Origin of the sequence: Actinomadura sp. NPDC023710, from assembly GCF_040639875.1 — a bacterium.
Lineage (GTDB): Bacteria > Actinomycetota > Actinomycetes > Streptosporangiales > Streptosporangiaceae > Spirillospora > Spirillospora citrea.
On record NZ_JBFAGB010000003.1, the window covers coordinates 257,404 to 276,753 of the forward strand.

The window sequence follows — 19,350 nt, forward strand, 5'->3', positions numbered from 1 at the left end:
GATGGCGTCGTTCGTGATGGCGCCGAGCAGCCGCTCCACCGCCGGGTCTGAGGGGGCCGGTGGTGGAGGCCTCGTTGCCGGACCCGACTCTGCCGAGGGCCGCGCACGGTCGGCTGGGGGTTCGCTGGGGGTAGCGTGACCTGGTGCGATTCGGTGTACTTGGCCCGCTTTCGGTATGGGACGCCGACGGGCGCCCCGTGCGGGTCCCCGAGCTGAAGGTCCGCGCGCTCCTGGCCGACCTGCTGGTCCATGAGGGTCGGCCGGTCTCCGCGGACCGGCTGGTCGACGATCTGTGGGGCGAGGAGCCCCCTGGCAACCCGGCCAACACCCTGCAGACCAAGGTCTCCCAGCTGCGCCGCGCCCTGGGGCGGGACGGTCGCGACCTGGTGGTCTTCCAGCAGGGCGGTTATGCGCTGCACACAGACGAGATCGACGCGCTCCGGTTCGCCGGGCTGCTGGACCGGGCGCGCGCGTCCGCGGAGCCCCGGACGAAGGCGGGCCTGCTGTCGGATGCGCTCGCGCTGTGGCGCGGCCCCGCCTACGGCGGCTTCCGCGACGAGGGGTTCGCCTACGCGGCCGCCACTCGCCTGGACGAGCAGCGGCTGACCGCCCTGGAAGAGCGGGCGGAGGCGCGGCTCGCGCTCGGCGACCACAGCCAACTGGCCGACGAGCTGGGCGAACTGGTGGCCGGGCATCCGCTGCGCGAACGCCTGCGCGCCGCGCACATGCACGCCCTCTACCGGTCGGGACGGCAGAGCGAGGCCCTGGCCGGGTACACGGAACTACGCGAGCGGCTGGCGGACGAGCTGGGGCTGGATCCGGGGCCCGAGCTTGCCGGCCTCTACCAGGCGATCCTGCGGCAGGAGCCGGCGCTGGCGTCCGTACCGGCCCCGGCCACCTCGGCCGCGCGCCCCCGCACCAACCTTCCCGTGCCGCTCACGGACCTGGTCGGACGGCAGGACGCGGTGGACGAGGTACGCGCCCTGCTCGGCGCCTCCCGGTTGGTCACCCTGACCGGCCCCGGCGGGGTCGGCAAGACCCTCCTGGCCTTGGCCGCCGCCACCGGGCTCGATTTTCCCGACGGCGCCTGGCTGGTCGAACTCGGGGGCACCACCGGCTCGGTGGCCGAGGTCGTGGCCGCCGAGCTGGGCATCCGCGACGAGCCGGATGCGCGTCCGGGTGCACCGCCCGCCGAGGCGCCGCGGCGGCTCGCCGACGCGTTGCGCGGGCGGGAAATGCTGCTGGTTCTGGACAACTGCGAGCATCTGGTCGAACCGGTCGCCGTACTGGTGGATCTGCTGCTGCGGACCGCGGCGGGGCTCCGCGTACTGGTCACCAGCCAGGAGTCGCTGGCCATCCCCGGCGAGGTCCTGTACCCGGTCGCCCCGTTGGACCCGTCCGCCGCCGTCCGGCTGTTCACCGCCCGCTCCGGGCCGGGCCTGACCCCGGATTCCGGGAGCATGCCCTGGATCGAGGCGATCTGCAGGCGGCTGGACGGCCTGCCGCTGGCACTGGAGCTCGCCGCCGCCCGGGTGCGGGTGCTGGGAGTGCGCGGCGTGGCCGAGCGGCTCGACGACCGCTTCCGCCTGCTCGCCACCGCACGCCGGGGCCTGCCCGATCGCCAGCAGACCTTGCGAGCGATGATCGACTGGAGTTGGGAGCAGCTCACCGAGCCCCAGCGCACCGCCCTGTGCGCGCTGGCGGTCCACCCGGGCGGCTGCACGCTGGAGGCGGCCGAGGCGGTCGGCGTCGATCTCGACGTGGTGGACCAGTTGGTGAACAGGTCCGTGCTGGTCGCCGATCCGCCGAGATACCGCCTGCTGGAGAGCATCGCGGCCTACTGCCTTGAGCGGCTTGAGGCGGACGATCGGGCGTTCCGGCTACGGGACGAGTTCTACATCGGGCTGGCGGAGCGGGCTCGGCCGCACCTGTACGGCCATGCCCAGCGCGAGTGGCTGCGGCGCCTCGACGACGAGGCGGTCAACCTGCGCTCCGTCACCGGATCCAGACGCCTGGCCGAGGCTCTGGCCTGGTACTGGTACCTGCGCGGCAGACACGGGGAGGGACACCGCTACCTGGCCGCCGTGAGCGAGGGGTCCGCCCTGGAGGCCGGATTCGCCATGCTGGTCGGTGCCCGCCGCGCGGAGGTGAAGGAGTTCCCCGACGCCAGGTCACGCTGGTTCGTCGCGCACGCCTACCTGCATCTCGGGGACGTCGCCGCGGCCGAGCCGCTGCTCGCCAGGGCGCTGGCCGACTTCCGCGCGCTCGACGACCGCTGGGGCGAAGCGGCCGCGCTGGCCGGCCGCGCCAAGCAGGCGATGTTCCAGGGTGACCTGGCCACCGCCGAGCGCAGCGGCACGGAGAGCCTGGCGATCTTCACCGACCTCGGTGACCGGTGGGGGCGGTTGCAGGCGTCCGACATGCTCGGCTACCTGGCCGAGGTCACCGGCGACCACGAACGCGCCGGGCGGCTGCACGGAGAGGGCCTGCGCATCGCGGAGGATCTGCGGCTGTGGACCGACGTCTCCTACCGGCTGTCCAGCCTCGGCAGGATCGCGCTCCTCACCGGTGATCTCGCCCGCTCACGCGAGTTCCACGAGCGGGGCATGCGGCTGGCGGCCGAGCAGTCGAACCCCTTCGCCGAGGATTTCGCCCGCGTCGGGCTCGGACTCGTGGCGCGCCGCGCCGGCGGCCTCGACACCGCCGAGCGGCTCTTCCAGGAGTCGCTGGACTGGAACCGGCGGCTGGAGGCCGACTACGGCGTGCCGTTCTACGGGATGACGCTCATCCTGGCCGAACTCGGGTTCATCGCCGAGCAGCGCGGCGACGCCGCCCCGGCCAGGGCCCTGCACGCCGAGGGGCTGGCGGCCGCGCGGGAGGTCGGTGATCCGCGATCGGTCGCCCTGGCCTATGAGGGGCTGGCCGGCGTCGCGGTGCTCGAGGGCGCGGCCGAGGAGGCGCTGCGTCTGCTGCGGGAGGCGGCCGCGCTGCGGGAGTCGGTCGGCGCGCCGCTGCCGCCCGCCGAGAGCGGCGACGTCGACCGGATCCGGGCGGCGCTGGGCGCGGGCGGCATCGTGCGCTGACCATCGGCCGATCGGCGGTGTCGATTGTCGGACGGGTGCGCGACGCTGTCCCCCGGCCCAAGAAGAACGAGGTACGGGAGAACGGAATGGACCAGGACACATGGTGGGAGCTGATCGAGAAGGCGCGGGCCGTGGCCGGCGACCGCGCCGACGACCGCGATCGTCCCGATGATCCGCTGGTCCGGATCCTGACCGACCGGCTGGGCGAGCTGGACGGCCCCCAGATCCTCGACTTCGACGTCCGGCTGACGCGCGTGACCGACTCGGCCTACCGGCGTCCGCTCTGGAACGCCGCCTACCTCATCGAGGGCGGCTGCGGCGACGACGGCTTCATGGACTTCCGCGCCGGGCTCGTCCTGCTGGGACGCGAGGTGTTCACCCGCGCCGTCGCCGACCCCGATGCCCTCGCCGCCGTGCCGACGGTGACCCGGATGAGCCGAGGGGAAGGCGGCTGGATCGGTTGCGAGGCCCTGCACTACGCACCCAGGACCGCCTACCACCGCGTCATGGGCGAAACGACGTCGTTCGACACGGCGATGGAGGACGCAGTGCGCTCGATGCGGCGGCCTGAAGCACCCCTGGGGGCGGGCTGGGACGTCGAGGACGACGACGAGTCCCGGCGGCGGCTCCCCCGCCTGGCCGCGCTCTTCCTCTGAGCCGCCCGAAGCACGGCCTGTGACGGGCCGGCCGTTCGATGGTGTCGGTCAGTGGTGCCAGGGGAGGCGGACCGGCTCGGAGGGCGCGCGGCCCGCGAGGAGGTCGGTCAGGAGTTCGGCGAGCATGAGCGGATAGACCGGCTCTTCCACTCTCGCCAGTTCCTCCAGCGGCCACCAGCGGTGGGCGCTGACATGCTCGCGTTCGACCGGGGTGAACCCCGCGGTGTCGATATCGCGGGCGGGCGTGCGGAGCAGGAAGAAGTCGTCCCGGAACAGTCCCCGGGCCCAGCCGAAATCCGCGTGGCCGGAGGTCAGGGCGACCCGCGGGCCGAGGTCGCCCGGGGAGACGATCATGCCTGTCTCCTCACGCAGCTCGCGGGCCGCGGCCGCGCGCAGGCTCTCGCCCTGCTCGACGCCTCCGCCCGGAGTGATCCAGCAGTGGCCCGCCTCGGGCTTGCCGGAGACCTTCGGCCAGCGGAACAGCAGGACGCTGTCGGTGTCGTCCACCAGCAGCACACGGGCGGTGCGCCGCCGGTAGACCTCGTCGGCCGGCGCGCTGGTCACGAGCCCAGTACGGAGTCCAGCTTGGCCAGCTGGGCGTCGTAGATGCGCTGCAGGCCCTTGGGGGCGAAGGTCCGCTCGAAGAAGCCCCCGATGCCGCCCGCTCCGTCCCAGGTGGTGGTGACGTGCACGCGCGCGCCTTCGGTGGCCGGGGTGACCGTCCACGTGGTGACCATCGAGGAGTTGGCGTCCCGTTCCACCAGGCGGTCGCCGGCAGGGGTGCTCACGGTGAAGAGGCAGTCGCGCACCCGCTTGCTGGTGGCCGCCAACTTCCAGTGCACCACGGTGCCCTCGCCCTGACCGCCTTCCCGCACGTCGTACTCGCTGAAGTGCTCCGTCAGCATGCGGGAGCGCACTCCCGTGTAGTCGCCGAGCGCTCCGAGCACCTGGTCCGGGCCGGCCTTCAGCGTTCTCTCCGCGGTCACCACGACTTGTCCCATGCCGATCATCCTTTCACCGCACCGGGCCGATGTCGCCCAACCCCACGCCGCGCACCGCGGCCCCGCATCCCTGGGGCCGGGAGGCTTGACGACCGCCCTTCCTACGACCGAAGCACGGCTTGAACCGGCCACCAGCGGGTGGGGACAAGACCCGTTCGACGTGGTTCTCTACGACTATCCCGGCAATCGGGCGAGGGTCGTTGCGCGTTGTGGAGAGCCAAGTGAACACGATCAGATCTCGGACGCCCGGACCCCCGGTGGAAGCCGCCCAGCGGAGGGCGAGGATCGCCGGTGTCTGGTTCGTCCTCACCTTCGTCTTCTCGATCCCGGCGGTGCTGCTCTACGACCCGGTCCTCAATGACGCGGACTACATCGTGGGAGCGGGCGCGGACGCGCAGGTGCGGATCGGAGCCCTCCTCGAGATTCTGACCGCCATCGCGAACACCGCCACCGCGGTCGTGCTGTTCCCGATCCTGAAGCGGCAGAGCGAGAGCATCGCCCTCGGCTACGTCGGCACGCGGATCCTCGAATCGACCGTCATCGTGGTGGGAGTCGTCAGCGTGCTCGCCGTCGTGGCGTTGCGGCAGGACCTGGCGGACGGGGGCAGCGCCGATGCCGTTCCGATCGGCCGGGCGCTGGTGGCACTGAAGGATCAGACGTTCCTGCTCGGCCCCGCCTTCTGCGCGGGCTTCGGCAACGGGCTGCTGCTGGGCTACCTGATGTACCGGTCGGGTCTGGTGCCACGCCCCATGGCGCTCATCGGGCTCATCGGAGGCCCCCTCGCGTGCGCCACCGCGACCGCCGTCCTGTTCGGCGCCTACGAGCAGCAATCCCCGGTGAATTTTCTGTTCACGGCACCAGAAATCGTCTGGGAAGTGTCATTGGGCATCTGGCTCATCACCAAGGGCTTCCGCCCCGCCCCCCACATCACAGAAACGGCCCGCAAAGCCACCCAGGAGCCCGACGCAGCGTGACGATTAGCTTCATTTGCGGGGAAATCCGTCGCCCGATGAGCGGCGAGCTCGTTCCCGACGCCCCCGGGGGTTCAGTCCTGTTCGAGGATGGCGCCGAGGCGGTCCACGGTGGCGCGGGACTGCAGGTGCAGGTCGGCGATGTCCAGTCCCTCGTCGCCCAGCACGACGAGCAGCCCCGTGCGCCGGACGGCGTAGACCACGATGTGACCGCTCTGGCATCGGGTCACCACCTCGCGCAGCTCGCCCATGCCGACCTCGTTTCCCGCGCTTCGGCCGAGGCCCAGTGAGGCCGCGGCCAGCGCCGCCAGGACGTCGGGCCGGACCTCGTCGGTGTCGGAGGCCACCAGTATCCCGTCCACCGACGCCACGGCCGCGTCCGTGACGCCCACGACCTGGCCGCGGAGTTTCTGCAGTTCCGCCAGCACCGCTTCGCGCATACCCGTTCCCCCTTGATCGCCCCGTGACGGAGACGCGGTCAGACGCTGAGTTCGGCTTCGATGCGCCGCAGGTGGTGCCGGGCGAGCGCCAGGTTGGCGCGTTCCCGGTTGAGCGCGAGGTAGAGGAAGAGGCGGCCGTGGCCGCGTCCGAGGATGCGGATCAGGTGGTATTGCCGGTTCAGCGTGATGAGGACGTCCTCGATGGTGTCGTCGATGGCCAACGACTCCAGAGTGCGAACCTTGGCGCGCACGACCTCGGTGTTGCCGGCGGCCGCGACGTCCAGGTCGAGCTCGGGGCCGCCTCCCAGCGCTCCAAGGGACATGCCGCTGTCATAGTCGACGAGGGCCACGCCGATCGCGCCCTCGACGGCCATGGCCTCCTTGAGCGCCGTTTCGATGTTCATACCACTCCCGACGAATTGCTTATTTTGGCCGCTAATATATCTCGCGAACGGGCTTCCACAACCGGGAAACCTCGGATTCCGCCGATCCGGCACCGTGGCCACACTCAATGGGGCATGCGGTACCACCAAAGAAGGCGAGAAGGGACAGATGGCATCAGAAGCGCAGCCCTCGGGAGAACGCGGGCGTGACCACGCGGGCGTGCTGACCTCGGCGCTGACCCGGCGCGGCCGGCAGCGGTTCACCGGAACGCTGCGGATGGACGGGTCCCCGGGAGGCTCGGTGAGCATGCGCGACGGCCTGGTGGTGGCCGCCTCCACCCCTGCCGCGCCGGGACCCGAGCCGTTGCTGCTGCGGTCGGGGCGGATCAGCGAAGCCGACTGGAGCGCCGCCTTCACCGCCGGCGCCCCCGACGGCCGGCTGGAGCGTGAACTGGTCGTGCGCGGGCTCCTCGGTGACGCCGGTGTGCAGGTCATCACCCGCGCCGCGGTCGCCGACGCACTGTTCGCCATGGCACTGTGCGGGGTCCGCACCTGCACGGCCGACCCCGATGATCCCGCCCCGCTGCTCGCGTCCGACCCGGGCCTGGACACCGAACGGGCCATCCGCGAGATCCGCCGCCGGCTCGATCTCGCCCACTCCTGGACCGCGCTGGGCCTGTCCATACGGTCGAGGCCGCAGAGCAGGCGCCCCACGGGTTCCGTGCCCGTCAACGCCCAGCGGCAGGAACTGCTCGCCAAGGTCAACGGCCGCCGGACACCCCGCGACATCGCCTTCGCACTCGGACGCGGTCTGTTCCCGGTCATGAGCGACATGGCCACTCTCATCGTCGACGGGCTCGCCACCGTCGAGCCGCCCCTCGTCGGGGGGTCCGAGGCCGTCCTCGACCCGGCGCCGGGAGGCGGGCCCGCCGCCCGTCCGCAAGAACTCCCGAGCGAGAGCGTCCGGTCGCAGGCGGCGCCGCCTCCCCCGCACCAGAACGCCCCCTCCCAGGAGTCGGCCGGATTGCCACGGCGCAGATACCGGAACACCGACTTTGGACGATGGTTCCAAGAGGAGCCGCCGACCTGACGTCGAGCCTTTTCGCTCACGCGGCCTCGCGAAACCGAAAGGGCGGGGTCGACCCGTCCGGCGCGGCCGGACTTGGCCAGCCTGTCGGACGGCGGCTAGTCTTGCTCCGGCAATAACTTGATCTTGGGTGGAGGTCGTACGTGGCCGAGGATGGCCTGTCCCCGGAAATCGATCTCTCTCGTCCGAGCGTCGCCCGCATGTACGACTACTACCTGCACGGGAAAGACAACTACCAGGTCGACCGGGACGCGGCGGACCGGGTCGCGCGGGCCATGCCGGAGATCGGCGAGCTCGCCCTGGAGAACCGCTCGTTCCTGCGCCGTTCCGTGCGGTACATGGCGCGCCAGGGAATCCGGCAGTTCCTCGACATCGGCTCCGGGCTGCCGACCGTCGGGAACACGCACGAGATCGCCCATGAGATCGTCCCGGACGCCCGCGTCGTGTACGTCGACAGCGATCCGGTGGTCCTGGTGCACGGGCGCGCGCTGCTCGCGACCAACGAGTTCACCACCGTCGCCCAGGCCGACATGCGCCGGCCCGCCGAGGTCCTCGATCACGCGCGGAGGACCGGGCTGATCGACTTCGCCGCTCCGGTCGGCGTGCTGATGATCGCCATGACCCACTTCCTCACCCTGGAGGAGCGGGAGGGCGTCATGGCGCCCTTGCGCGAGGCCCTGGCGCCGGGCAGCCACCTCGCCGCGACGCATGTGACGACGGAAGGGCATGCCGCGGCGGCCGTCGAGCAGATCGAGGGAGCCTACGCGGCCACCCCCACGCCCATCTATTTCCGCGATAGAACAGAAATCGAGCTCTTTTTCGACGGCTTCGAACTCGTCGATCCGGGCCTGGTCACCATCGATGCGTGGAACCCGGAAGGCGACGAGGCGGACCGGCCGGCCGCCGATGTCGGCAAATGGCTTTACGGCGGCATCGGCCGCATCGGCTGACCCCGGGCGGGCGAGCCGGCCAGACCAACTCGCTGCCGGCATACCGGCGGTCCCACCTTGCACTGTCCACGGCTTCTCCTTCTCCGTGACGCCTTGCGAGGCTTACCCGGTGGGTGGAGAACTGTGCCGCGGGGGCGTGGGGCCAAAGACCGCCATACCCCTTCCTCAGGCACAAGTGCGGCGCAGAGGGTGGTGCCCGTCCCCCACTGTCTGGAGGCTGGTTTCATGACCAGTGCCGCCTGCTCCGATGATCACCTGACGTCGTCGGCCCCTGGGGTGGGCCGGTGAGGCTGCCGCTGCGACGCGGGCGCGCCGCGGCGCCGGTCCAGGTACCTCTGGGACCGGCTTTGAGCGAGCACAAGTGGTATCGCAAGGCCGCCGAGCTGTCCGACACCGGGACGCTCACCATGGCGCGGCGGCTGCCGACGCTGATCGGGCAGGTGATGCGGCTCGCGTGGCGGGCGAGCCGGCGGGACCTGGCCGCGACGATCGCGTTCAACGTGGCCGCCGGGGTGTTCACCGCGTTCGGGCTGCTGGCGACCACCGGAGTGCTGACCGCCCTGTTCTCGGCGGGCCCGACCCCGGATCGGGTGCGGTCCGCGGCGCCGGAGCTGGTGCTGGTGGGGGCGGCGGTCACGGTCCGGGCGGTGTTCTCGGCGGCGGCGCAGTGGGCGCAGGCCCGGTTGCGTCCGCAGGTCCAGCAGATCGTCGAGCAGCAGTTGTACGAGCTGACGACCGCCATCGAGCTGGCGGCGTTCGACGACGCCGAGTTCCAGGACGACCTGCACAGGGCCCGGCTGCGGGGCATGGACTCGGCCCCGTCCATGGTCGACAACGCGGTGGACCTGTTCACCGCGGCCGTCGGCGTCACGGCGGCGGCCGGCGCGCTCGGCGTGCTGCACCCGGTGCTGCTGCCGCTGCTGCTGCTGACCGCGCTGCCCGAGGGATGGGCGGCGGTCCGCGCGGCCCGGCTGGGGTACCTGACCCAGCTGGATCTGGTGGAGGTGCGGCGGCGGAGCTGGATCATGTCCGATCTGATGACCGAGCGGCGCCACGCCGCCGAGGTCCGCTCCTTCACCGTCCGGGCCTTCCTGCTGCGCCAGTACGCCGCACTGGCCGCCCACATCCGTCGCGTGCTCCTCGACCTGGCACGCAGGCAGACGATGTCCCAGGTCTGGGGCGATGCCCTCAAGGGGGTCGCGACGGCGTTGATGTACACGGCGCTCGGACTGCTCCTGTGGCGGGGCGTGATGCCGCTCGCGGTGGCCGGAACGGCGGTCCTGGCGATCCGCGCCGGACAGACCTCCCTGGTCAACCTCGTCTACGCCCTGAACCGCTGTTACGAGGACGGCCTGTACTTCAGCGACTACATGGCCTACTGCCGGACCGCCGAGAAGCGCGTGCAACGAGCCCGCGTCGGCGTCCGCGAACTGGACGACGTGGAGAGGCAGCTCGGGGAGTTGCGCGGGTTCGGGGAGATCTGCGCCGAGGAGGTCACCTTCACCTACCCCGACAGCGACGCGGCTTCGCTGTGCGCGGTGTCGGTGCGGCTCGGCCGCGGGGAGATCGTGGCGCTGGTCGGGGAGAACGGATCGGGGAAGACGACCCTCGCCAAGATCCTCGCCGGCCTCTACGCCCCGCAGAGCGGCGTCGTCCGCTGGGACGACACCCGCGTGAACGACCTGGACCCCGAGGCCCTGCGGCGGGCCATCGCCGTCGTCGCCCAAGACCACACCCACTGGCCGATGACCGCCGCCGACAACATCACCATGGGCGACGACCTGGCCGCCACGGGCGTGCGGGCGAGCGTCGACGAGGCCGCGACCTCGGCCGGCGCCGACCAGGTGATCGCCAACCTGCCCCTCGGCCTCGACACTCTGCTGGACAAGCGCTTCGCCAACGGATGCGAACTGTCGGGCGGGCAGTGGCAGCGGCTGGCGGCCGCGCGCGGCTTCTACCGGGACGCGCCCCTGCTGATCTGCGACGAGCCCACCGCCGCACTCGACGCCCGCGCCGAACACCACCTGTTCGACCAGATCCGCCGGCACGCCGCGCAGCACGGGCGCACCGTCCTGCTGATCACCCACCGGCTGGCGAGCGTCCGGCACGCCGACCGCATCTACGTCCTCGACGGCGGCCGCGTCACCGAACACGGCGACCACCACGAACTCATGGCTGTGAACGGCCTGTACGCCGAACTGTACGAACTGCAGGCATCGGCCTACCGCCAAGGCGAGACGGCGACGACGCCCTCACCATCAGCCCGGGAAGCGGCCACCTGAAACCGAGCGCCCCATCCTGAGGACGCCGTCCAGGGCCCCCTGCCTCCGCCGCCGGGGCGGCCCGGCGCCGTTTCCCGGCCTCATCCGGGGAAGGCGATCGTGCTCATGAGGGCGTTGGCCTCCTGGCGGGAGTCCAGGCGGGTGTGTTGCACGACGATGGGGACGTCGCTGGTGACCACGAGGCAGTAGTCGGTGCCGAGGGGGATCCGCTCCGGAGTGCTCAGGTCGTTGATCCGCTGATGGAAGGCCCGCCGGGCGGGAACGGGGAGGACGAACGGGCCCGCAGGTTCCCGGTCGGTGAAGTACACCTGCACCTCGACTCGCGCCTCGGTCTCTCCCGCGTTGAGCATGCAGATGCTGTCGTGGCTCGTCATCTCAGGCGCGGGACCGGAACTGCGAGGCGGGATATAGCCGTCGGCGACGACCCATGTGCGAGAGCCGATCCCGGCCGGGTGTCGTTGCATGAGCGCTCCTTCGGTTGGCGGTGGCGGCCCCTGCCGCGTGGCCGCGGATGTCCGCAGCGCGGCAGGTCAGAAGTCGTTGGCGCCGCGGGCGGTGAGGCCGCCGTCGACGTGGAGGTGGCTGCCGGTGACGTAGCCGGCCTTCGGGCCGAGCAGCCAATCGATGGCCTCGGCGATCTCCTCGGGACGGGCGAGCCGGCCCATCGGGATCTGGGTCCGGGCGCGCGCGGCGATGTCGTCGTCCGCGCCGGTGGTGACGTCGAGCAGAGGGGTCGCCGTGGCACCGGGGACGACGCCGTTGACGCGGATGCCGTACGCCGCGTACTCGACGGCGAGTGCTCTGACCAGGGCGGAGATTCCGCCCTTCGAGCTCGCGTAGGCACTGTTGGCCCCTCCGGCGAACGCGACGAACGCCGAGGGGGAGGAGACGCAGACGATCGCGCCGGGCAGGCTCTCGGCCAGGAGCAGCCGGATGCCGTCGCGGCAGGTGAGGAACGTCCCGCTGAGGTTCACGCCGAGCACTCCCGACCAGTCCGCGAACGTCGTCTCGTGCGCCTCCCGCGCGATCTCCACGCCGGCGTTCGCGACGATATTGACCGGAACTCCCAGGCTCGCCCGGCACTGGGCGTAAGCGTCGGCCACCTCCCTTTCGGAAGAGATGTCGGCCGCGATGGCCAGCGCTCGCGGGGCTCCCCGCTCCTCCGCCTCCGCGGCGACCGCCCGGACACCGGCCTCGTCCCTGTCCAGAAGGGCGAGGGGATGTCCGGCCGATGCCCTCAACAGCGCGGCGGCCCGGCCGATGCCGGAGGCGGCTCCTGTGATCAAAGTGACTTCGCCGGACATGTGCCTTCCCTGGTCTCGGTCGATCTCCGGAAGCCGGAGGGCATGGTGGTGCGACGATCACGGGCGCAGCAGACCGGCCGCGTCCGTGTAGCGGGCCAGGGCCTCCGGGTCGAGGTGGATTCCAAGGCCGGGCGTGTCGGGAATGGCGAGCACCCCGTCCTCGTCCAGCCGCCAGGGCTCGGCGGTGACGTCGTCGACATAGGGCGACCCGGTGACGTACTCGACGAGGTCCGTGCCCGGCAGCGCCGAGGCGAGCTGGAGGTCGGCGGCGAGGCCGACGGCGGTGTTCCAGCCGTGCGGGATCAGCCGCACCCCGTGGTCCTGCGCCGCCCAGCCGATGCGGCGCTGCTCGCTCAGGCCGCCGACCTTGGTCACGTCCGGCTGGACGATGTCGAGGGCGCCGGCCTCCAACCAGGGGTGAAAGCTCTGCCGTCTGGTCAGTACCTCCCCGCCCGAGATCGCCACGGTCGCCTCACGGCGCAGATGCGCGTAGTCCTCCAGGGCGTCGGGGCTGAGGGGCTCCTCGAACCAGGCGACATCGTGGCAGTCGAGCATCCGGGCCGTGCGCAACGCCCACTTGTAGCCGTTCCCCCAGGCGCTGTCACTGCCGCCCGCGTCGACCATGAGCAGGGCGTCGGCTCCCACGGCCTCGCGGGCCGCGGCCACGATCCGCTCGTCGAGCTCCGCGCTGACCCGGCCGAACGGACCCCAGCCGATCTTGAAGGCCCGCCAGCCGCGATCGACGAGCCGCGCCAGCCGGTCGGTCAGGATCTCCGGCGCGTCCATGAGCAGAGAGGCGTAGGGCCGGACGCGCTCCCGGTAGCGTCCGCCCAGCAGGCGGCCGACGGGCTGGCCGGTCACCTGGCCGAGCACGTCCCACAGCGCCATGTCGATCCCGCTGATCGCGTGCGTCACGGTGCCGCCGCGGCCCATCCAGAACGTGGCCCGGTGCAGACGTTCGGAGACCCGCTCCGGCTCGGTCGCCTCCTCCCCGATCAGCATCGGCCGCAGGATCTCCAGGGCACCGCGGACCAGGGCCTCGCTGGTGAACACGCTTCCGACGCCGACCGGCCCTTCGTCGGTGTGCACCGCCACCAGAGTGTGGACGACGTCGTCGGGGCTGAGTTCCTCTTGCCAGCCGCCCTGGGGGGTGGCGCCCCGCAGACCGGCCGCACGGATGTCACGGATCTTCATGGGTGTCCCGATTCGTTAGGGAACCGCTCCTGGGCGGTCGTGGTGGAGCGGACGGGCCGCACGGCCGGCTGCGACCGCTCAGCCGTGGTCAACGATCTTCTGCAGCTCGGATGCCAGCGCCGCGGCGGCCTGCTCCGGCGGTTCGGCCCCGCGCAGCGAGGCGTTGAAATGCTTGGCCATCGCCAGCGACATGTCCGCGTAGTACGGCGAGATCGGCGGAGTCGTGGTGTGCGGCACGACCGTGCGGGCCCTGCCCAGGACGGGCATGGTCCCGAGGACCTCGGCGTCGCCGTACAGGCCGGTCAGCGTCGGCATCAGCGATCCCTCGGTCGCCCAGATCCGCTGCTGCGGCTCCGCGGCCAGGTACGTGATCAGGCTCCAGGCCAGGTCCTTGCGGCGGGACTCCCGGTTGAGGAAGAGGTTCCAGCCGCCGCCCACGTTGACGTGCGGCAGGCCCTGCTGCGCGACCGGCAGTTCGGTCACGCCCACCTGGGAGCGGCTCAGTTTCGACTGGGTCTTGTCGGAGACCACGCTGTACAGGTAGCCCCAGCTCCGGAGGAACACGGCCTTGCCCCCCACGAACGAGCCCGCGGACTCGTCCTCCTTGAACTCCGCGACGCTCGCGGGCGAGGCGCCGCTCGCGACGAGACCCCGTGCGATCTGCAGCCCGCGCACCGCCGCCGGCTCGCCGATCACGACCTTGCCGTTCCGCAGGACGTCGCCGCCCGAGGAGCGGATGAACTCGGTCCCGTTGACGGTGCCGCCCTCGTACCGCGCGCCCTGGAAGACGTACCCGTTGAGGATCTTCGTGTCCGCCTTGACCTTGAGGGCCATCTCCTGGAGTTCCTGCCAGGTCTCGGGCGGGCCGCCGTACCCGGCCTTCTCCAGGAGGTCCTCGCGGTAGTAGAGGAAGCCGGCGTCGTTGAACCACGGCACGCCGTAGAGCTTGCCGCGGTAGGTGTTGGCGGCGATGGTCGCGGGCAGGAAGGCCGCACGCGCCGCCGGAGCGAGCCGCGGGGTCAGGTCCGCGAGCCAGCCGTGCGCGGCCAGTTGCGCGGGCCAGGAGACGTCGCCCGCGATGACGTCGATGTCGTCGGAGCCCGCCTGGAACTGCGTGCGGATCTGGTCGAAGTAGGCGCCGGTGTCCGCCGGCATCGTCCGGTACTCGACGGTCACGCCGTGCGCCGCCTGGAACTGGGCCAGCGGTTTCCTGAGCAGCTCGCGCTGGTCGGTGGACGCGGCGAGCACGACCTTGCGCCCGTCGCCGGCGGCGTCGTCCCCTCCGCCGCAGGCGCTCAGCCCCAGGAGGGCGGCGCCGGCGGTGCCCGCCTGCAGGAATCGACGGCGGGACAGTGTGGTGCCGGACACGGACGTGCGTGACGTCGACATGGTGGTTCCTTTCGCGAGGGACATCGCGATGTGGGGTGGGTCGCGGGCGGGGCCGCACGGGCGTCAGCCCTTGAGCGCGCCGGCCATGAGGCCGGCGACCAGGCGGCGCTGGAAGACGAAGACGATGACCAGGATCGGAAGGGTCACCGTGATGGACGCCGCGGCCTGGGCGCCGAAGTCGATGGTGTGGGTGGTGGCGAAGCCCGGGATGGCGACGGTGACCGGCCAGTGGTCCTGCGAGAACAGGAAGGTGTTGGCGAACAGGAACTCGTTCCAGGCGAAGACGAACACCAGCAGTCCCGCGGTGACGACGCCCGGAGCGGAGAGCGGGAGGATGACGCCGGTCAGGACCCGGAATGTGGAGGCTCCGTCGACCCGGGCCGCCTCCTCCAGGTTCCGGGGCAGGGTGCGGAAGAACGCCGTCAGGATCCACACCGTCAGCGGCAGCGCGAACGCGCTGTCCACCGCGATGATCGCCGCGTAGGTGTCCAGCAGTCCGAGCTCGCGGAACTCCTTGAACAGCGGCGCGATGATGGCGACGGTGGGGAAGAAGGCGAGGGCGAGGAACCCGGTGAGCAGGGCGGCCTTGCCCCGGAAGCGCACCCGGGCCAGCGGGTAGGCGGCCAGCACGCCGAAGGTGAGCGAGACCAGCGTGGTCGCGCCGGCGATGAGCACGCTGTTGAGGAGCGCCCGGCGGAACTCGGGGGCGCCGAACACGGTGGAGTAGTTGGAGAGCGTCGGGTGGGGCGGGACGATGGGCGGCGGCGTCGCGAGCAGGTCGGCGCGCGTGCTGAGGCTCATCTTGAGCACCCACGCGACCGGCGCGACGACGGCCAGGACGAACACGGTCAGGAAGAGGTAGAAGAAGGCGTCGCGCGCCCGGGTGCCTTTCCGGTCGGGGCCGGACGAGGTCGTCGCTGCCATGGCGTCAGTCCTGTTCTCCCGGGTCGGACCGCAGGGTCCGCATGTAGATCAGCGCGATGACGATCGAGGACAGGAACACCAGGACCGCCGCCGCGGTCCCCTTCGCGAAGGCGAGTTCGCTGATCCGGACGGTCCTGTAGACGTACGTGGACAGTGATTCCAGTTGCCGGTCGCTCATCACCCAGAACAGGTCGTAGACGCTCCAGGCCTCCAGCGTCCGGAACAGCAGCGCGACCAGGATCGCCGGCTTGAGCATCGGCAGCGTGATGCGCCACAACCGCACCAGCGGCCCGGCGCCGTCGACGAGCGCGGCCTCGTTCAGCTCCTCCGGAATGGTCTGCAGTCCGGCCAGGAGGAGCAGCGTCACGAAGGGCGTGGTCTTCCAGACGTCCACCCCGATCGAGGCGATCATCAGGGAGTGCTGGTCGGACAGCAGGGACGAGTCGCCGAACCCGATCTGCCGGGCCAGGTACGGAACGATGCCGACCTGGTCCTGGAGCATGAGACGCCACATCAGGGCGGACACCACGACCGGGAACGCCCAGGGCACGAGCACCGCCGACCGGACGAGGCCGCGAGCGCGGAAGCGGCGGTGCAGCGCCAGCGCGGCGGCCAGCCCGATCCCGAACTCCAGCACGACGCTGACCGCCGTGAAGACGGCGGTGTTGGCGCTCGCCGTGATGAAGTCCGGGTCGTCAAGGAGCGCGCGGTAGTTGGCGAGCCCGTTGTACGGTCCGGTTTCCGCGACGCTCGCGTCGTGGAAGCTCAGGTAGAGCGTGTAGAGGACGGGGACGAGCGCGACGGCGCCGACCAGGAGAACGGCGGGCGACAGCATGGCCACCGCCAACCGGCCTTCGGCGTCGGCGGATCCGCGCGGCCGCGAGCGCCCGCCGGTCACCGGGACCGTCCGGCCCGCGAGCCGGGATGCCCTCGGGGTCATGCGCCGTCCCCCTCCCCGCCGTCGGCGTCGAGGACGACGCCCTCGGCGGCCGCGAGTTCGAGGGCATCGGCGGGACGGGCCCCGACCCGGCCGCGGTCGGCGGTGGAGAGCACGACGGTCGCCGGCCCCGGCAGCGGGACGCGCAGCGGGCGGTCCGTCAGGTTGAGCATGACGATCTTGTGGTCGGAGCCGGCCCGCCGCTCGTACGCCAGGCATCCCTCCGGCGCGCCGGGCAGACCGCGGTAGCCGCCCTCGCGCAGCGCGGCGCTGTCGCGGCGCAGCGCGATCAGCGACCGGTAGAGGCAGAGCAGGGAGCCGGGATCGGCGAGCTGGGCGGCGACGTTGAGGGTCGCGGCCTCGGCCGAGACCGGCAGCCACAGGTCCTGCGCGGGCGCGGTGGAGAACCCGGCGTTGGGCTCGTCGTTCCACGGCATCGGCGTGCGAATCGGGTCGCGGGACCGGCCGCCGGCAGTGAGACCGAAGGTGTCGCGCTGACGCTCGCGGGGGACGTCCTGGTCGCGCATGCCGAGTTCGTCGCCGTAGAAGATGATCGGTGTGCCGCGGAGGGTGAGCAGCAGCATGGCGGCGACGCGAACCTGGTCCCGGCCGAGGCGCGTGGCCAGGCGGGGACGGTCGTGGTTGCCGAGCGCCAGGATCGGCCACGCGTCGTCGGGCGTCGCGGCGTCCAGATCGTCCAGTTCGCGGGCGAGGTCGGCCGCCCGCCACGACGTCTCGATCAGACGGAACGCGAACGGCATGTGGATCTCGTCCTGGTCGGCGCCGAAGAAGCCCGCCCAGTCGGACCACCCCATGGCCTCGATCTCGCCGACGAGCACCCGGTCGGGGTACTCGTCCACCACGGCGCGGATGGCGCGCAGGACGCCGTGCACGTCCGGATGCAGGCGGTCGTGGACGTGCTTCTGTGAGCCGAAGTCGTCGTGCTGGACGTCGTAGACATTGCGCTCGGCGACGGGCTGGACCGGGTTGTCGCGGAGTTCGGGGTCCTTCATCAGCATGTGCGCCACGTCGATGCGGAACCCGTCCACGCCGCGGTCGAGCCAGAAGCGCAGGACATCGAGCATCGCCTCGACGACCTCGGCGTTGCGCCAGTTGAGGTCCGGCTGCTGCCTGAGGTGGGAGTGCAGGTAGTACTGGCCGGTCCGGGAGTCGAACTCCCAGGTGGATCCCCCGGCCTCGCTGATCCAGTTGTTGGGCGGCGACCCGTCCGGTCCGGGGTCTCGCCAGACGTACCAGTCCCGCTTGGGGTTGTCGCGCGAGGATCGCGACTCCACGAACCAGGGGTGCTGGTCGGAGGTGTGGTTCGGGACGTAGTCGGCCAGGATGCGCACGCCGCGGCGGTGCGCCTCGGCCACCAGCCGGTCGAAGTCGGCCATCGTGCCGAACACGGGCTCGATGTCGCAGAAGTCGCTGATATCGAAGCCCTGGTCGAGCAGCGGCGAGCGGAAGCACGGGCTCAGCCAGACGGCCGACACTCCGAGCGTGCCGGCGAGGTAGTCCAGCGCTTCGGTCAGACCCTTGAGGTCGCCGATCCCGTCACCGTCGCCGTCGCGGAAGCTCGCCATGTGGTTCTCGTAGAACACCGCCGTCCGCCACCACGGCGCCACCTCCGCGACGGCGGGTTCAGGCCGCCCCTGGGTCCGTACAGATGGTTCGTTCATGGGGGGTGAGGACCTCCGTAGGTGAGGCGGAAACCGCTGCCCGCGAGGGGCACTGCGCGAGTTTCCGCAGGTAGCGCCGTCGGGGAGGCGTGCGGTCCGAACAGTACACCAAGGTTGGTGATTGTCAACAATTACCAATCAACAGTCGATTGTGAGACACTGAGGCCCCGATGACGACCAGAGAGGACCCCCGTCCATGCCCGGACCCACGCTCCCCCGCGTCTCCCAGGACTCCCGCAGGCAGCGGGTCGCCGATGCGCTCCGGGAGGCGATCATCAACGGTGAGCTGCGTCCGGGCGACCGGCTGGTCGAGCTCGACCTGTCGGCCCAGCTGGGCACCAGCCGCGGCCCCATCCGCGAGGCGCTCCGCCAGCTCGAACAGGAGGGACTGGTCGTGAGCTACGCCTACCGGGGCACGCTGGTGGCGGACATCTCCCAGGAGGAGATAGAGCAGGTCCTGGTCCCCATCCGCATCGTCATCGAGCGGTTCGCGTTCAAGATCGCCATGCCGTTGCTGGACGAGTCGGACTTCTCGGCCCTCCGGAAACTCGTCGCCGAGATGCGGGAAGCCGCGGACGCAGGCGACGCCGACCGGATGGCCGACGCCGACCTCCGATTCCACGAGCTGGTCATCGAGCGCTCTGGACAGACCCACTGCATGCAGCTCTGGCGCACCATCCAGCCGCGCGTCCGCGCGTACTTCCGCCGTGACGCGTCCGGCCACGCCGACCGCCATGCCGTCGCGGAGCAGCACTCGGCCCTCATCGACGCGCTCACCACCGGGGACCCCGCACGCCTGGCGACGGCCGTGGACGAGCACATCCACATCCATCTGGACGAGGCGTCGACCAAGGCGGACACCGACACGTGACGGCGGTTCCGGTACGCACGAAGGGCTCGGCACAGGACAGGCCCCACCGCAGGGCCCCCTGACGGGATAGATGTACAGAGGAACTATCAACCGTCAGGTCATAGGCGAATTTAACGCCGTTCCAGTCAGCGGCCGGGCGCGGACGTCCCACGCCGTGCCCCGAAAGCCTCCCACACCCCCTTCTGAGCACTTTCCG

The 19,350-nt window shown here is 71.3% G+C and carries 18 protein-coding genes; 7 read left to right on the plus strand and 11 right to left on the minus strand.

The window, feature by feature from the left end; all coding sequences use genetic code 11:
* The first annotated feature begins 143 nt into the window (after positions 1–143).
* Positions 144–3,083, plus strand: coding sequence for a BTAD domain-containing putative transcriptional regulator (locus AB0H37_RS05255; RefSeq protein ID WP_360611525.1), 2,940 nt, complete (start codon positions 144–146; stop codon positions 3,081–3,083).
* A gap of 35 nt (positions 3,084–3,118) precedes the next feature.
* Entirely contained in the window at positions 3,119–3,739 is a 621-nt protein-coding gene (locus AB0H37_RS05260; protein WP_360611527.1) for a DUF4240 domain-containing protein, read from the plus strand.
* Between the two features lie 48 nt (positions 3,740–3,787).
* On the opposite strand, the gene AB0H37_RS05265 is transcribed toward AB0H37_RS05260, so the two are convergent.
* On the minus strand, positions 3,788–4,303 hold the full coding sequence (locus AB0H37_RS05265; protein ID WP_329086982.1) for an NUDIX domain-containing protein: 516 nt from the start codon (positions 4,301–4,303) through the stop codon (positions 3,788–3,790).
* Positions 4,300–4,740, minus strand: coding sequence for an SRPBCC family protein (locus tag AB0H37_RS05270; RefSeq protein WP_329086980.1), 441 nt, complete (start codon positions 4,738–4,740; stop codon positions 4,300–4,302). The genes AB0H37_RS05265 and AB0H37_RS05270 overlap by 4 nt, the downstream gene beginning before the upstream one ends.
* A gap of 257 nt (positions 4,741–4,997) precedes the next feature.
* Here AB0H37_RS05270 and AB0H37_RS05275 point away from each other — a divergent pair, with 257 nt between their 5' ends.
* Positions 4,998–5,714: a DUF4386 domain-containing protein gene (locus tag AB0H37_RS05275; RefSeq protein WP_360611530.1), complete on the plus strand. Its 717-nt coding sequence runs from the start codon at positions 4,998–5,000 to the stop codon at positions 5,712–5,714.
* Between the two features lie 71 nt (positions 5,715–5,785).
* Here the strand turns inward: AB0H37_RS05275 and AB0H37_RS05280 are convergent, their stop codons facing one another.
* Complete coding sequence (locus AB0H37_RS05280; RefSeq protein WP_329086978.1) at positions 5,786–6,151, minus strand: roadblock/LC7 domain-containing protein; 366 nt, start codon at positions 6,149–6,151, stop codon at positions 5,786–5,788.
* 38 nt (positions 6,152–6,189) lie between these two features.
* Entirely contained in the window at positions 6,190–6,555 is a 366-nt protein-coding gene (locus AB0H37_RS05285) for a hypothetical protein (protein ID WP_329086976.1), read from the minus strand.
* Between the two features lie 148 nt (positions 6,556–6,703).
* Here AB0H37_RS05285 and AB0H37_RS05290 point away from each other — a divergent pair, with 148 nt between their 5' ends.
* From AB0H37_RS05290 to AB0H37_RS05300, 3 genes are all read left to right on the plus strand, one after another.
* The gene (locus AB0H37_RS05290) at positions 6,704–7,624 is read left to right on the plus strand and encodes a hypothetical protein (RefSeq protein WP_360611532.1); all 921 of its coding nucleotides are present in this window, start codon (positions 6,704–6,706) and stop codon (positions 7,622–7,624) included.
* Between the two features lie 140 nt (positions 7,625–7,764).
* Positions 7,765–8,571 carry an SAM-dependent methyltransferase gene (locus tag AB0H37_RS05295; RefSeq protein WP_360611534.1) on the plus strand — a complete coding sequence of 269 codons (807 nt, stop codon included), beginning with the start codon at positions 7,765–7,767 and terminating at the stop codon, positions 8,569–8,571.
* Between the two features lie 347 nt (positions 8,572–8,918).
* The gene (locus AB0H37_RS05300) at positions 8,919–10,853 is read left to right on the plus strand and encodes an ABC transporter ATP-binding protein (RefSeq protein WP_360611536.1); all 1,935 of its coding nucleotides are present in this window, start codon (positions 8,919–8,921) and stop codon (positions 10,851–10,853) included.
* Between the two features lie 80 nt (positions 10,854–10,933).
* Here the strand turns inward: AB0H37_RS05300 and AB0H37_RS05305 are convergent, their stop codons facing one another.
* From AB0H37_RS05305 to AB0H37_RS05335, 7 genes are all read right to left on the minus strand, one after another.
* Positions 10,934–11,317, minus strand: coding sequence for a sensory rhodopsin transducer (locus AB0H37_RS05305; protein WP_329086968.1), 384 nt, complete (start codon positions 11,315–11,317; stop codon positions 10,934–10,936).
* A 66-nt stretch (positions 11,318–11,383) separates the two neighbouring features.
* Positions 11,384–12,157, minus strand: coding sequence for an SDR family oxidoreductase (locus tag AB0H37_RS05310; protein WP_360611538.1), 774 nt, complete (start codon positions 12,155–12,157; stop codon positions 11,384–11,386).
* A 57-nt stretch (positions 12,158–12,214) separates the two neighbouring features.
* A complete protein-coding gene (locus AB0H37_RS05315; RefSeq protein ID WP_329086963.1) occupies positions 12,215–13,351 on the minus strand; it encodes a mandelate racemase/muconate lactonizing enzyme family protein in 1,137 nt (378 codons plus the stop codon).
* 78 nt (positions 13,352–13,429) lie between these two features.
* Positions 13,430–14,740, minus strand: a complete 1,311-nt coding sequence (locus tag AB0H37_RS05320) for an ABC transporter substrate-binding protein (RefSeq protein WP_329086962.1) — start codon at positions 14,738–14,740, stop codon at positions 13,430–13,432.
* A 63-nt stretch (positions 14,741–14,803) separates the two neighbouring features.
* Complete coding sequence (locus tag AB0H37_RS05325; RefSeq protein WP_360611541.1) at positions 14,804–15,664, minus strand: carbohydrate ABC transporter permease; 861 nt, start codon at positions 15,662–15,664, stop codon at positions 14,804–14,806.
* Positions 15,665–15,668: 4 nt separating this feature from the next.
* Complete coding sequence (locus tag AB0H37_RS05330) at positions 15,669–16,604, minus strand: sugar ABC transporter permease (RefSeq protein WP_329086958.1); 936 nt, start codon at positions 16,602–16,604, stop codon at positions 15,669–15,671.
* Positions 16,601–18,283, minus strand: coding sequence for an alpha-amylase family glycosyl hydrolase (locus AB0H37_RS05335; RefSeq protein WP_360611543.1), 1,683 nt, complete (start codon positions 18,281–18,283; stop codon positions 16,601–16,603). Before AB0H37_RS05335 ends, AB0H37_RS05330 begins: the two co-directional genes overlap by 4 nt.
* Positions 18,284–18,479: 196 nt before the next feature.
* Between AB0H37_RS05335 and AB0H37_RS05340 the strand changes: the two genes are divergently transcribed.
* On the plus strand, positions 18,480–19,154 hold the full coding sequence (locus AB0H37_RS05340) for a GntR family transcriptional regulator (protein WP_360611545.1): 675 nt from the start codon (positions 18,480–18,482) through the stop codon (positions 19,152–19,154).
* The last annotated feature ends 196 nt before the right edge of the window (positions 19,155–19,350 follow it).

Coding starts and splice junctions, on each gene's coding strand:
- AB0H37_RS05330 (WP_329086958.1), bottom strand. CDS start 16,604: ATGACCCCGAGGGCATCCCGGCTCGCGGGCCGGACGGTCCCGGTGACC.
- AB0H37_RS05310 (WP_360611538.1), bottom strand. CDS start 12,157: ATGTCCGGCGAAGTCACTTTGATCACAGGAGCCGCCTCCGGCATCGGC.
- AB0H37_RS05280 (WP_329086978.1), bottom strand. CDS start 6,151: ATGCGCGAAGCGGTGCTGGCGGAACTGCAGAAACTCCGCGGCCAGGTC.
- AB0H37_RS05270 (WP_329086980.1), bottom strand. CDS start 4,740: ATGGGACAAGTCGTGGTGACCGCGGAGAGAACGCTGAAGGCCGGCCCG.
- AB0H37_RS05335 (WP_360611543.1), bottom strand. CDS start 18,283: ATGAACGAACCATCTGTACGGACCCAGGGGCGGCCTGAACCCGCCGTC.
- AB0H37_RS05340 (WP_360611545.1), top strand. CDS start 18,480: ATGCCCGGACCCACGCTCCCCCGCGTCTCCCAGGACTCCCGCAGGCAG.
- AB0H37_RS05285 (WP_329086976.1), bottom strand. CDS start 6,555: ATGAACATCGAAACGGCGCTCAAGGAGGCCATGGCCGTCGAGGGCGCG.
- AB0H37_RS05305 (WP_329086968.1), bottom strand. CDS start 11,317: ATGCAACGACACCCGGCCGGGATCGGCTCTCGCACATGGGTCGTCGCC.
- AB0H37_RS05315 (WP_329086963.1), bottom strand. CDS start 13,351: ATGAAGATCCGTGACATCCGTGCGGCCGGTCTGCGGGGCGCCACCCCC.
- AB0H37_RS05290 (WP_360611532.1), top strand. CDS start 6,704: ATGGCATCAGAAGCGCAGCCCTCGGGAGAACGCGGGCGTGACCACGCG.
- AB0H37_RS05325 (WP_360611541.1), bottom strand. CDS start 15,664: ATGGCAGCGACGACCTCGTCCGGCCCCGACCGGAAAGGCACCCGGGCG.
- AB0H37_RS05320 (WP_329086962.1), bottom strand. CDS start 14,740: ATGTCGACGTCACGCACGTCCGTGTCCGGCACCACACTGTCCCGCCGT.